General features: G+C 63.2%; 10 protein-coding genes. 2 read left to right on the top strand and 8 right to left on the bottom strand.

All coding sequences use genetic code 11. The features are described from left to right. The first annotated feature begins 105 nt into the window (after positions 1–105). Positions 106–1,641 carry an MFS transporter gene (locus tag ASD52_RS07785; RefSeq protein ID WP_051509261.1) on the top strand — a complete coding sequence of 512 codons (1,536 nt, stop codon included), beginning with the start codon at positions 106–108 and terminating at the stop codon, positions 1,639–1,641. Between the two features lie 208 nt (positions 1,642–1,849). Continuing rightward, a complete protein-coding gene (gene pepT, locus ASD52_RS07780; protein WP_057223782.1) occupies positions 1,850–3,082 on the top strand; it encodes a peptidase T in 1,233 nt (410 codons plus the stop codon). A 134-nt stretch (positions 3,083–3,216) separates the two neighbouring features. On the opposite strand, the gene ASD52_RS07775 is transcribed toward pepT, so the two are convergent. The 8 genes from ASD52_RS07775 to ASD52_RS07740 all read right to left on the bottom strand — a co-directional run bounded on the left by ASD52_RS07775 (position 3,217) and on the right by ASD52_RS07740 (position 12,802). Beyond that, positions 3,217–4,839 carry an ABC-F family ATP-binding cassette domain-containing protein gene (locus tag ASD52_RS07775; RefSeq protein ID WP_025429680.1) on the bottom strand — a complete coding sequence of 541 codons (1,623 nt, stop codon included), beginning with the start codon at positions 4,837–4,839 and terminating at the stop codon, positions 3,217–3,219. Positions 4,840–4,982: 143 nt separating this feature from the next. Next, complete coding sequence (locus tag ASD52_RS07770) at positions 4,983–7,007, bottom strand: beta-N-acetylhexosaminidase (protein WP_057223779.1); 2,025 nt, start codon at positions 7,005–7,007, stop codon at positions 4,983–4,985. A 17-nt stretch (positions 7,008–7,024) separates the two neighbouring features. Further along, entirely contained in the window at positions 7,025–7,501 is a 477-nt protein-coding gene (locus ASD52_RS07765) for a GNAT family N-acetyltransferase (RefSeq protein ID WP_025429678.1), read from the bottom strand. A gap of 22 nt (positions 7,502–7,523) precedes the next feature. Next, positions 7,524–8,453, bottom strand: a complete 930-nt coding sequence (locus ASD52_RS07760) for an ABC transporter ATP-binding protein (RefSeq protein WP_025429677.1) — start codon at positions 8,451–8,453, stop codon at positions 7,524–7,526. Between the two features lie 5 nt (positions 8,454–8,458). Continuing rightward, positions 8,459–9,274 carry an ABC transporter ATP-binding protein gene (locus ASD52_RS07755; RefSeq protein ID WP_025429676.1) on the bottom strand — a complete coding sequence of 272 codons (816 nt, stop codon included), beginning with the start codon at positions 9,272–9,274 and terminating at the stop codon, positions 8,459–8,461. Continuing rightward, entirely contained in the window at positions 9,271–10,173 is a 903-nt protein-coding gene (locus ASD52_RS07750) for an ABC transporter permease (RefSeq protein WP_025429675.1), read from the bottom strand. The genes ASD52_RS07755 and ASD52_RS07750 overlap by 4 nt, the downstream gene beginning before the upstream one ends. Next, positions 10,170–11,153, bottom strand: a complete 984-nt coding sequence (locus ASD52_RS07745; RefSeq protein WP_025429674.1) for an ABC transporter permease — start codon at positions 11,151–11,153, stop codon at positions 10,170–10,172. Before ASD52_RS07745 ends, ASD52_RS07750 begins: the two co-directional genes overlap by 4 nt. Before the next feature lie 20 nt (positions 11,154–11,173). Then, positions 11,174–12,802 (bottom strand): ABC transporter substrate-binding protein, encoded by a 1,629-nt coding sequence (locus tag ASD52_RS07740; RefSeq protein ID WP_244497439.1) that lies wholly within the window; start codon positions 12,800–12,802, stop codon positions 11,174–11,176. Between the last annotated feature and the right edge of the window lie 166 nt (positions 12,803–12,968).

The raw sequence follows: 12,968 nt of genomic DNA, 5'->3' as shown, positions 1-12,968 counted from the left end.
ACTATGGTGCCCCGGTCCCCAAGCGATTTCAATTCGGGCGGAGCGTGTGGAAAGGCCGGAACCGGTTTTCCGCGATGCCCGCCAAAGCATCGAAAGACCGTGAGCATGAACCAACCCATAACCCGCCGCAGTGCGCTGGCACTGGCAGCCGTCTGCCTCTCCTCGCTGATGTTCGGCCTGGAGATTTCCAGTATTCCAGCAATCCTGCCGACGCTGGAGCAGGTGCTCGGCGCAGATTTCAAGCAGCTGCAATGGATCATGAACGCCTACACCATCGCCGTCACGGCGGTTCTGATGGGAGCAGGCACATTGGCCGATCGCTACGGCCGCAAGCGCATCTTCGTCGCCGGCATCATCGCCTTCGGCATCGCCTCGCTGATCTGCGGGCTGACCGACAACATATCAGTATTGATCGTCGCCCGCTTCCTCCAGGGTATGGCCGGCGGCGTGATGCTCATCTGCCAGATCGCCGTCCTATCGCAGCAGTTCCAGTCCGGCCGCCAGCGCGGGATCGCGTTTAGCTGGTGGGGCATCATCTTCGGGATCGGCCTCGGTTTTGGTCCGATCGTCGGCGGCGCGACGGTCGCGCTCTTGAGCTGGGAATGGGTGTTTCTCGTCCACGTCCTGCTTTCAGGCGTGACGGTGGCGCTTGCGCTCGCAGGCGTCAAGGAATCGCGCGATCCTGGCGCCGAGAGCCTCGACGTCGCCGGCATCGTGACGTTGTCGGCCGCGGTCTTCTGCATCGCCTATTTCATTACCCAAGGCCCCGAACTCGGTTTTGCCAGCCCGACCGCACTGTCAATCCTCGGCATTGCCATCGTCAGCCTGATCGGCTTCGTGATTGCCGAAAAAGTCAGCGCCCGGCCGATGTTCGACTTTTCGGTGTTCCGCATCCGCAGCTTCTCAGGTGCGCTGTTCGGTTCGGTGGGCATGAACATCAGCTTCTGGCCGTTCATGATCTATCTGCCGATCTGGTTCCAGGCGGGCCTCGGCTATGACGGTGTGACCGCCAGCATCGCCTTGCTCGCCTACACGCTGCCCCCGCTTATCGTCCCGCCGTTTGCCGAACGGCTGATGCTTCGCTTTCGTCCAGGGATCGTCATCCCGGCCGGCCTGTTCACGATCGGTCTCGGCTTCCTCATGATGAAGATCGGCAGCAGCGTTGAGAATGCCAGCTGGCTAACGATGCTGCCGGGGTGCGTGCTGGCCGGCATTGGCCTCGGCTTCACCAATACCACGGTGACCAACGCCGCGACCGGCGCGGTCGCCGCGGAGCGCGCCGGCATGGCCTCGGGCATCGACACCAGCGCGCGGATGATCTCGCTGGCGATCAACATCGCGCTGATGGGGCTGATCCTGGTCGAAGGCGTGCTGTCTTCGCTGCAAAGCTCGCTTTTCGGGCGAGTGACCGACACCGAGCTGCGTACGCTCGCCGAGAAGATCTCGGCCGGCGGCATGCTGACTTCGGACTATGGCCTGTCGGAGACGGTCATCCATACGGCGCTCGGCGAGGGTTTCGGCTGGGTCATGCTCTATGGCGCCATCGGTGTCTGGCTGTCGGCCGCCGCAAGCCTGCTCGTCTTCGGTCTCCGCGCCAAGACGGAAGCGGTGCTTGCGTGTTCGACGGCGAAATCGTCGTAACACACGTAGCCGACTAGTCACCGAGGGCAAGGCAGCGCATCGGGCCAGATAGACTGGCCTGATGGACCATGGATGGCGGTCCGCGCCGTAATCCGACCTCTGCCTCGCCGACAAAACGCGTCGGCGCGGCGAAAAGTCCATTCACGGGCACGCCGGCGACGGTTATATCGTGACCATCGTTGACGCAGATATATTGGACACGTTGCTTATGACCGACACTGTTATCGATCGCTTCCTTCGTTACGTCGTTATCGACACTCAATCGGATGCCAAGTCGAAGACCACGCCCACCACCGAGAAACAGAAGACGCTCGGCCGACTGCTGGTCGAAGAGCTGCTGGCAATGGGCGTATCGGACGCGCATCTCGACGAACACGGCTATGTCTACGCAACAATTCCCTCAAACGTCGACAAGCCGGTTCCGGTCATCTGCTTCTGTTCTCATATGGACACGGCACCGGATTTCACCGGTACCAACGTCAAGCCGCAGATCGTTAGGAATTACCAGGGCGGCGACATCCGGCTAACGGGCGACCCGCAGCAGGTCATTCGCGTCAGCGAGCATCCTGTGCTGCTCGACCAGATCGGCAATGACATCATCACCACCGATGGCACGACGCTCCTGGGTGCCGACGACAAGGCCGGCGTTGCCGAAATCATGTCGGCAGCACAGTTCCTGATGGACAATCCCGACGTCAGGCACGGCACCATCCGCATCCTGTTCACCCCCGACGAAGAAGTCGGCCGCGGTGCCGACAAGGTCGACCTGAAGAAGCTCGGCGCCCAGTTCGGCTATACCATCGACGGCGAAACCGCCGGCCATATCGAAGACGAGACCTTCTCCGCCGACGGTGTCGAGATCGCCATTTCAGGCGTTGCCATCCATCCGGGCTTTGCCAAGGGCAAGATGGAGAATGCCATCAAGATCGCCGGCGCCATCATCGATCGCCTGCCAAAGGACATCGCCCCTGAAAGCACGGAAGGCCGCGAAGGCTTCATTCACCCGACCGGCGTCACCGGCACGATGGAAAAGGCCAGCCTCAGCCTGATCGTCCGCGATTTCGAGGACGAGGGCCTGGCGACCAAGGAAGCCATGCTCGAAGGCATCGTCAAGGACGTGATCGCCGCCTATCCGGGGTCATCCTACACCTTCGAGGTCAAGCAGCAGTACCGCAACATGAAGGCCATTCTCGCCCGCAACCCCGAGATCGCCGACAATGCGCTCGAAGCGGTGCGACGTGCGGGCATGACGCCGGTGCGCGGCAGCATTCGCGGCGGTACCGACGGCTCGCGCCTGTCGTTCATGGGCCTGCCCTGCCCCAACATCTTCGCCGGCGGCCATGCCTTCCACTCGCCGCTGGAATGGGTGAGCCGCCAGGACATGGAACGGGCGGTCAAGACATTGGTCGAGCTGGCAAAGGTCTGGGAAGAGCGCGCCTGAGGCTGGTCATCCGAACGAGCGCAGCTTTTTTCGAGATAGGATCGTCGGAAGCAAAAAGAGCCGAAGCACGCGCAACGTGCTTCGGCTCTTGTCGTTTCGGAGAGTCGTCACGGCGACGCCGCGACACAGCGAAGTCAGCTGCGCAGACCCGGCGCTTCCTGGCCGGTGCGGGCGACATATTCGGTGTAACCGCCGCCATATTGATGCACGCCGTCCGGCGTCAGCTCCAAAACGCGGTTTGACAGCGCCGCCAGGAAATGGCGGTCGTGCGAGACGAACAGCATCGTGCCCTCGTACTGCGCCAACGCCTTGATCAGCATTTCCTTGGTGTCGAGATCGAGGTGGTTGGTGGGCTCGTCGAGCACCAGCAGGTTCGGCGGATCGAACAGCATCATCGCCATCACCAGCCGCGCCTTCTCGCCGCCCGAAAGCACCCGGCATCTCTTCTCGACGTCGTCGCCTGAAAAGCCGAAGCAACCGGCCAGCGCCCTGAGCGGACCTTGCCCTGCCTGCGGGAATGCATCTTCCAGCGACTGGAAGACCGTGCGCTCGCCATCGAGCAGATCCATCGCGTGCTGGGCGAAATAGCCCAACTTGACGCTGGCGCCGAGCGCCACACTGCCCTCGTCCGGATCGGTCGAGCCTGTCACCAGCTTCAAAAGCGTGGACTTGCCGGCCCCGTTGATGCCCATGATGCACCAGCGCTCGCGACGACGCACCATGAAGTCCAGACCCTCATAGATGCAGCGCTCGCCATATTTCTTGTGCACGTTCTTGAGGTTGACCACGTCTTCGCCTGAGCGCGGCGCCGGCCGGAACTCGAACGTCACGGTCTGACGGCGCTTGGGCGGTTCGACCCGGTCGATCTTTTCGAGCTTCTTGACCCGGCTCTGCACCTGGGCTGCATGCGAGGCGCGCGCCTTGAAGCGCTCGATAAACTTGATCTCCTTGGCGAGCATCGCCTGCTGACGCTCGAACTGCGCCAGCTGGTGCTTTTCGTTCTGCGCCCGCTGCTGCTCGTAGAAGGCATAGTCGCCGGAATAGCTGTTGAGCGAGCCGCCATCGATCTCGATCACCTTGGTGATGATCCGGTTCATGAACTCGCGATCGTGCGAGGTCATCAGCAGCGCCCCTTCGTAGCCCTTGAGGAAGGCCTCAAGCCAGATCAGGCTTTCCAGATCCAGGTGGTTGCTCGGTTCGTCGAGCAGCATCACGTCAGGGCGCATGAGCAGAATGCGGGCGAGCGCGACGCGCATCTTCCAACCGCCAGAAAGCGCGCCGACGTCGCCGTCCATCATCTCCTGGGAGAAGCTGAGGCCCGCCAGCACTTCGCGTGCACGGCCTTCCAGCGCGTAGCCGTCGAGTTCTTCATAGCGTGCCTGCACCTCGCCGTAGCGCTCGATGATCGCATCCATCTCGTCGAGACGGTCGGGGTCGACCATGGCGGCTTCAAGCGCGTGCAGCTCGGCGGCAACCGTGCTCACCGGCCCGGCACCGTTCATCACCTCGGCAACAGCGCTGCCCCCCGACATCTCACCGACATCCTGGTTGAAGTAGCCGATCGTCACGCCCTTATCGACGGCGACCTGGCCTTCGTCCGGCATCTCTTCTCCGGTGATCATCCGGAAGAGCGACGTCTTGCCCGCACCATTGGGGCCGACGAGGCCGACCTTCTCGCCCTTGTTGAGGGCTGCGGATGCCTCGATGAAGAGGATCCGGTGGCTGAGCTGCTTGCTGATATTCTCGATACGAATCATATTTTAGGGGCCCGAAACGTTGCGGCGCCCTTATGTCACGGGTGACAGTCGCGCCGCAAACGTTGATTCGCGACGTCTGCCCACCCAAAAACGCACGGGAAACGGGGCATCAAACGGCTTTGACACCCCGTTCAGCCACAGGATTACTGGTCGGAGTAAAAGCCGTAGAGAACCGGCATCAGCCCGACCAGCACCTCGAAGCGTTTGAAATTCTTGCGCTCCGGGCGGGTCCAGCCGGTTTCGGCCAGCGCCGACAGCCGCGGGAACACCAGGCGGTCGAACACACCGCGGTCGGTCATCGGCTCTGACCAGATGCAGCATTGCAGCCCGCGCAGATGTTTCTTCTGGGCGTCGGTCCAGCCTTCGATCGGGTCGAACAGGTAGAGTTTTTCCGGGTCCGACCAGCCGGCCCAGCTGCCGCCGGGCTCTGACCAGGCCGGGCTGTTGGCCATGTCGAGATAGTAGACCTGTCCCGGGCAAACGACGATGTCGTAGCCTTCGCCGGCAAGCTCGGCATTGGCTTCGACCGTTCGCCAGCCGAAGAGCAGCGACTTCTGCTTGTCGATGACGTTGCCATGGGCCGCCTCCTGCCAGCCGCCGGTAACGCAGCCACGGCTTGCGAGGAACCCCTGGACGCGCGCCAGGAACTCCGCCTGCAGCACGGCGGCACCCGATCCGTCGATCTCGTCGGCCCCGTGGGTGTTGGTGACGACATTGAGCCGCTTGGCGTGGGTCGTCGCCACCTCTTCGCCAGCCACCGCCCGCAACCGCTCAAGTGCCTCTGGCGAGCCCGACCAGGCGCCGAGCGGCACCTCATCGGCACCGACATGGATGATCTTCGACGGGAAGAGTTCGATCAGTTCGTCGAAGACGACTTCGAGCACACGATAGGTTTCTTCGCGCGCCGGGTTGAGGCAATTGTCCGGGAAGCCCTGCACGGAATAATAGCTGCCGGCTTCGTTGGGATCGCGCAGCTCCGGAATGGCCTGCAGCATCGCGAAGGAGTGTCCGGGCACGTCGATCTCCGGCATCACCTCGATCCCCAAGGTTTCCGCCAATGCAACGATCTCGCGAACGGCTGCCTTGGTGTAGTAACCGCCCGTCACCTGCGGGCCGGAGCCGAGCAACGGCGGGATCTTGCGGCCATGGCCGCGCCAGGCACCGACCTCGGTCAGCGCCGGATAGGCGTCGATCTCGATCCGCCAGGCCTCGTCGTCCGAGAGGTGCCAGTGGAAGCGGTTGAGCTTGTTCCAGGCCATCAGCCGCAGGAACCGCGAGACCTCGGCGGTGCTGTAGAACTGGCGGGCAACGTCGAGATGCGTGCCGCGCCAGCCGAGCGCCGGCTCGTCCCGAATCTCGCCGCCTGCCGGAAACAGGAATGTGCCGGGATGAAGCTTAGCACCCCGCAGGATCTGCCCGAGCGTGATCAGGCCATAGAGGAGACCGGTGCGCGTGCCGCCGGTCACAGCGACGCCAGCTAGCGAGAAGCGGATGACATAGGCTTCCTCCGCAAGGTCGCCCGAAAGCGATAGCGCGGCCGGAAGGCCGCCTTCCGCTACCGGCCGAACAAGTCCTTCGACCGGAAACAGGCTCCCCGTCAGCTCGGCAAATGCGCGTGCTGCGGCTTCGGCTTCTGCCCCTTCCGGCGCAAGGTCGAGCCCTGATGGCGGCGTCAGGCGGCCGGAGACGGATACGTCCTGCGGCCAGGGCACGACCGAAACGGCAACCGGTGCTACCTTTGGCACGGGATAGATGACCGCGCCACGTTTCAGCTCGGCGTTGTCGCCGTGGGCGCGCGACGGCACGACCGAGATCGGCGCGGTGCTGCCGTCGGCAAGGACGAGATAGGCGGAGTTGGCTCCGTCGGTCCAGTGCTGCGGCTCGAAGCTCATACCGTGCGCCTTCACGATCCACACGCTTCCCGGCTGAAGCACCAGGTCAGCCGGCGGCGCGAACTCGGAATAGTTGGAAAGCCGGCTCAACAACTCTCCGCCTTCGACGGCGGCGGCAGGGTCGATGCGTGCAGGTCCCGAAACGCAAAGTCGAAAATCCCGAAGCGGGCGATCGGAGGCGTTCGTCAGTGTCAGCGAATAAACCGCTGGGGTGTCCGTCTTTGCCGGCGTCCAGAGCGTTTCCAGACGGAATACCGGTTTCGTAGCGATCGTCATCATCATCTCCAGAAGGGTTAGTCGTCGATCTTGAGCATGCCGGCATAAATGCCGGGCGCGGAATTCGGGATTGGCATGGCGCCGACGGTCCGCTCGTAAAACGCCGACGGACCAACATCGCCGATGATGGCATAGGCGTAGCCCATCGTCTTCAAATCGAGCAAAGAAGCAAGCAGCAACGCGTGGCCTATTCCTTCGCCGCGTGCTGCTTCATCGACGCCGGTCGGGCCGAAGAACCCGCGCGCGATCGCCTCGTGACAGGCAAAGCCGATGAGCTTTCCATCACGCGTGGCGAGAAGGCAGGTTGGCGGCTGGCGGGTGAGCGCGACGGCGGTCTCGCCGGCCCAGCCCGATCCGAATTTTTCCCGGACCCACGCGATCACCAGCTCGAACTCGGGTGCCAGGGCACGCCTGATCGTCACCCCTGCCGCATCCATCCGCTGGTCGAGGTCGGGCTTTGGGCGAAGCAGAGACAGATTGACGAGATAATCCATGAGCAAACCTGTGATGTTGGAATTAGGCGACGCCGAGTGCGCGCACGAAGTGGTTGGGACCGACCTGTTCGACCACGCTCGAGACCGGCCGGCTGATGCGGCGAACCTCTTCGGCGTGACCGAGAAAGCGGGCGCTGGCGCCGGGCACGAACGGGCGATCCGGGTCGGGCACGGCGGAGAGCAGCAGCTGCGTATAGGGGTGGCGCGCATCACCGATCACGGCTTCCGTCGCGCCCCACTCGACCATCTGGCCCGCAAACATGACGACGACGTCTTCGGCAATATGCGCGGCGGTGGCGATATCGTGGGTGATGTAGAGCATGGCGAGATCGCGATCGCGCTTGATGCCGGCCAAGAGTTCGAGGATGTCGAGGCGGATCGAGACGTCGAGCATCGATGTCGGCTCGTCGGCAACCAGAACGTCGGGCCGAACCGCAAGCGCCCGGGCGATGTTGACGCGCTGGCGCTGTCCGCCGGAAAGCGCGTGCGGAAACTTGTGTGCGGTCAAGCCGGGATCGAGGCCGACATCGCTCAAGAGCGTGTCGACCGCTTCGCGCAATTGCGCCCTGCCCCTGGCATGCCCGTGAAGGGCGAGCGGTCTTGCCAGATGATGATAGACCGTGAACACCGGGTTGAGTGAGGCGAATGGGTCCTGAAACACCATCTGCACCGCGCGGCGATAGGCCTTCTCTGCAGCCGCACTACCGGTGGCGGTGATATCGCGGCCACGAAATTGCATCGACCCCGCCGTCGGGGCGTCCATGCGCGCAATGATGCGGGCGCATGTCGTCTTGCCGCAGCCGGATTCGCCAACCAGCGCCAGCGCCCGCCCCGGTCTCAACGCCAGCGAGATACCGCGCAGCGCCTCGACGTGACCAAAGCTGCGGGTGATCGCATCGAGCTGGACGATGGCGTCCGTCGGCACGGGCGCAAGAGGGGAAGCAACGGGCATGACGTTCATTCTACGGCCCCCACTCTCTTGACGGAAGCAGGCAGCTGCGGAATGGCGCCCCAGAGCTTGCGGGTATAGTCGTGAGCCGGCGCACGGCTGATCTGACGGACGTCGCCGACCTCGACCAGTTCGCCTTTCAGCATCACACCGATGCGATGGCAGAGCTGCGCCATCAGATGCAGGTCGTGGGTGATGAACAGGACAGAGAAGCCATGGGTGCTCTGAAGATCAACGACCTGCTCCAGGATTTCGCGCTGCACCACCACATCGAGCGCCGTCGTCGGCTCGTCCATGATGATCAACTGGGGCCGGAGCGCAAGGCAGATGGCAATGACGATGCGCTGTCGCATGCCGCCGCTGAACTGGTGCGGATAGTCATCGAGCCGGCTGGCCGGGATGCCGACCAGGCGAAACATCTCCTCGGCCCGCGCCCGTGATTGTGCCCGGGTCGCGCCGGTGTGCCGGTGCAGCACGTCATGGAACTGCGCCTCGACCCGCATCAGCGGGTTGAGCGAGTTCATCGCGCTTTGGAACACCATGCCGATGCGCCGCCAGCGTACGTCCTGCAAGGCCGTCTCCGGCATCTGCAGCAGGTTGCGGCCCTCGAGCAGGATTTCGCCGCCGGCCACCCAGGCCGGCGGTTTCGACAGGCGGGTGATCGCGTAGGCAATCGTGCTCTTGCCGCAACCGGACTCGCCGGCAAGTCCGAACAGCTCACCGCGGTTGATGTCGAAGGAAACGTTCCTGACCGCACGAAAGGCGCCGTCGTCGAGCAGGTAATCGACATCGAGATTGCGGACCTGCAGCAGCGGCTCGCTCATCGTCCCACCTCCAGCGCGCGGTTACGCCGCCTGTTGAGCCGCAGCCAACGGCTGAGCGCAGGGCCGGAACGAAGCTGCGGATTGGCAATCTCGTCGAAAGTGAAATTGAGAAGCGCGAGGCCGAGCCCGACCAGCGCGATGCCGGCCGCCGGCGCACCGATATCCCACCAGGCGCCGATGATGATCGCCGACGAGTTCTGGGCGTTGTAGAGCATCGTGCCCCAGGTGACGCGCAGCGGATCGCCGAAGCCGAGATATTCGAGCGTCGTCTGGGCGACGATGGCGTAGATGATGCTGCCGACGACGTTGATGCCGATCAACGGCACGAGGTTGGGCAGGATCTCGACAAAGATCACCCGCCAGTGCGGCTCGCCGACCATGCGGGCGGCAACGACGAATTCGCGGTTGCGCAGCGCCAAAGTCTGCGAGCGGGTCATGCGGGCGCCCCAAGGCCAGGAGGTGAGCGCGATGATCGCCATGATCGCCAGCGGCCCGACCGTGCCGGCGAAGGACGCGAGCAGGATCAGCAGCGGTATGTTGGGAATGACCAGCACGGCGTTGGTCGCGAGATCGAGCGTGGCATCGGTGCGCCCGCCGAAATAGCCGGCCACCAGCCCGACGATCGTGCCGAGTGCTGTGATCGCAAGGCCGGTCGCAAAACCGACGGCGAGCGACGGACGTGCACCCCAGACGAATTGGGAATAGACGTCGCGCCCCATCTTGGTGGTGCCGAAGACATGCTCGACCGTTGGCGGCTGATGCGAGCGCCCGACCCGTTCGCCGGGATCGCCGGGGGCGATCAGCGGCGCCAGAAGCGCCATCAGGCAAAGCGCGACGATGATGGCGAGACCGGCAACGGCCTTCTTCTGCCGCCATAACAATGTAAGACCCGAGGTCATGCGCGCCCCTCCCGGATACGCGGGTCGACGACGCCGTAGAGAATGTCGACAAGCAGGTTTGCCCCGAGCGTGGCCATCGTCATTAACAGCAGCTGCCCCTGGATGACGGGATAGTCGCGCGCGACGCTGGCGGTATAGAGCGTGAGGCCGAGGCCGGGATAATTGAAGACGATTTCGGTCACGATCGATCCGCCGAACACGGCGCCGAGCATCAGCGCGAGGTTGGTCAGCACCGGCAGCATGGCATTGCGGGCGGCATAGCCGAACATGACAGCGGATTCGGACAGCCCCTTGGCGCGACCCATGGTGACATAATCCTCGCCGAGCACGGAGATCATGCTGGAGCGCATGGTCGTCTGGAACTCGCCGATCAGGTAGGGAGAGAGCGTCAGCACCGGCATGATCGCATGCAGAAAGACACTGCCGAAGTAAGTGAAATTGAACCCCGGATCGAGGCTCGGATCGTAGGCATAGCCGACCGGCAGCAGGCGAAGGGTGACGCCGAAGATGAACAGCGTCGCCAGCGCGATGATCACGGGCGGCACAGCGATCATCACCACCGAGAACGGCGAGACGAAGCTGTCGAACCGGCCGCCGCGACGCCAGGCTGCCAAGGCTCCAAGCGAGACCCCGATCGACAGCGAAAAGACGATTGCGGTTACCACCAGGAACGCCGTCCAGCCGGCCGACCGCCCGAGAACCTCGAGCACCGTTTGCGGGTAGTACTTCACCGATACGCCGAGATCGAAATGCGCCAGCCCGACTATGTAGTCGACGAACTGTTGCCACATCGGCTGTTCGATGGCGCCGAACCGCGCCTTGATCGCCTCGATCGCCGCGGGCGTTGCCCGCGGTCCGAGCTGGGCGATCATGCTGTCGACGGGGCTACCCGGCATCAACCGGGGAACCGCAAAGTTCATCACGATCGCAAACAGGAACGCGACGCAGTAGACGGCAAGCCGTCGGCGAGGAAGTCGCATCAGTCAGCCCTTCCCTGAGCCTATTCGGCCGGCTTCAGCCGCAACAGATGCATCAACCGCATGCGGTTGTTGTCGTGATCCTCGGGGTTCATCGCGGGCTCTTCCTTCGAGACCCATCCGGTGAAGCGCTTGGTCGAGAACTGGTACCAGGTCGGACCGTTGAAGACGGGAACGACGGGCAGATTGTCGGCAACGATCAGCTGCACCTGGTCGAACAGCTTCTTGCGGTCCTCGTCCGTCGTCGCCCGGCGATATGCGTCAAACACCTCGTCGAGTTCCGGATTGGAGTAGCGCGAAGGCGCGCTGGTGATCCGTCCGCCGAAGGCGGTCGACAGCGATTGGAAATAGCCGCGGAAGGGGGTCGGCCCGTCGGCGCGCGAATTCATCACGGCCTCGAATGAGCCGTCGAGGATCTGCTTCTGCCATTGCTCGTATTCGGGCGTGGCCACCGAAGCATTGATCCCGATCTTGCGCAGGCCTTCGGTGGCGATCTGGACCGCATCGATCCAGTCGGTCCAGCCGTTGGGGACGATGATCGGGAAGGTGATGGGTTTGCCGCTCGGCGTCGTGCGGAACCCTTCGCCGTCCTTCTTGTAGCCGGCATCGTCGAGCAGCTTGTTGGCCCTGTCGATGTCGTAGGCGAGCCATTCGTCCTGGGCGCCCTCGGCCGCCTTGTTGCGCCAGCTATCAAAGCGAGGCGGCAGGCCGCTCGCATGCGCATTGACGACGGGATAGCCGAAGCCGGCAATGTCGACCATGGAAACGCGATCCATCGCCAGGCTGAAGGCGCGGCGGAAGGTCATGTCGTTGAAGGCTTCGGCGTTGCCGGCATTGGCCGACTTGAGGTTCATCTGGAAGGAAACCGTTTCGGCCGGTGGCTGCCAATAGGCATTGTGCTCCGGGTCGAGGCCGACATAGGTCTTGTCGATCTGCGGCAGGAACGAGCCGAACCAGTCAAGGCCCCCCTCGGGCAGAAGCGCCAGCATCTGGTCATTGCCGGCAATCTGCGGCAGTTTCAGGCAATCGACCTTCAGGGTCGCTGCGTCCCAGTAGTTGGGATTGCGGCATTGCTCGTAGACCTGCGGCGTGAAGCGGCGGATCTCGGTCATCGGGCCGGAACCAACAGGCTTCTCGTTCTTGAAGGCGAGCGGATCGGCAACATCCTTCCAGATATGCTCGGGCACGACAGGAAAGTCGGCGAGCGATTCCGGGAAATGTGTATCGACGCCCTTGAGGTTGATCTTGACCTCCGTGGGCGACACCGCCTCGACCGAAGCGACACTCTCGCCGACGCCGACGATGTCGACCGCCGGGTTCTTGAGCATCAGTTCGAGGGTGAATTTCATGTCGGCCGATGTCAGCGGCTTGCCATCCGACCACTTGACGCCATCGCGCAGCGTATAGGTGATCGACTTCAGATCGTCGGCAAACTTGTAGCCGGTTGCCAGCCGCCAGACCGGCTTGCCGCTGTCATAGTCGTTGAAGATCACGAGCGGCTCATAGACGAAGTCCATGGTGCTTTGGCGCCGCCCGCCCAGGTCGAACGGGTTGAAGTTCTGCACCCAGCTCGTCTGCTCTTCGATATGCATGGTCAGAACGGACTCGGCCTGCGCCTGGCCCGCTGCAAGCATGGCGAATGACGCGGCCATGACCCCGCCGAACACCCTTGCCGAAACTCTGCTGATGATGTTTCCGGTCCCCGTTACAATTGGTCTGGACCGCATTTCCTCGACTGCCGGCATGACGAACTCCCCTCCAGGTTTCGATGACGCATTTAATAAGTCAAGTAATTTGACTTAATGATATGTCCAGGAT

Origin of the sequence: Ensifer sp. Root142, assembly GCF_001426785.1 — a bacterium.
Lineage (GTDB): Bacteria > Pseudomonadota > Alphaproteobacteria > Rhizobiales > Rhizobiaceae > Ensifer > Ensifer canadensis.
This window is presented reverse-complemented; position numbering and strand designations above follow the sequence as displayed.

Coding starts and splice junctions, on each gene's coding strand:
- ASD52_RS07740 (WP_244497439.1), bottom strand. CDS start 12,802: ATGGCCGCGTCATTCGCCATGCTTGCAGCGGGCCAGGCGCAGGCCGAG.
- ASD52_RS07750 (WP_025429675.1), bottom strand. CDS start 10,173: ATGACCTCGGGTCTTACATTGTTATGGCGGCAGAAGAAGGCCGTTGCC.
- ASD52_RS07770 (WP_057223779.1), bottom strand. CDS start 7,007: ATGACGATCGCTACGAAACCGGTATTCCGTCTGGAAACGCTCTGGACG.
- ASD52_RS07760 (WP_025429677.1), bottom strand. CDS start 8,453: ATGCCCGTTGCTTCCCCTCTTGCGCCCGTGCCGACGGACGCCATCGTC.
- ASD52_RS07745 (WP_025429674.1), bottom strand. CDS start 11,153: ATGCGACTTCCTCGCCGACGGCTTGCCGTCTACTGCGTCGCGTTCCTG.
- pepT (WP_057223782.1), top strand. CDS start 1,850: ATGACCGACACTGTTATCGATCGCTTCCTTCGTTACGTCGTTATCGAC.
- ASD52_RS07755 (WP_025429676.1), bottom strand. CDS start 9,274: ATGAGCGAGCCGCTGCTGCAGGTCCGCAATCTCGATGTCGATTACCTG.
- ASD52_RS07765 (WP_025429678.1), bottom strand. CDS start 7,501: ATGGATTATCTCGTCAATCTGTCTCTGCTTCGCCCAAAGCCCGACCTC.
- ASD52_RS07785 (WP_051509261.1), top strand. CDS start 106: ATGAACCAACCCATAACCCGCCGCAGTGCGCTGGCACTGGCAGCCGTC.
- ASD52_RS07775 (WP_025429680.1), bottom strand. CDS start 4,839: ATGATTCGTATCGAGAATATCAGCAAGCAGCTCAGCCACCGGATCCTC.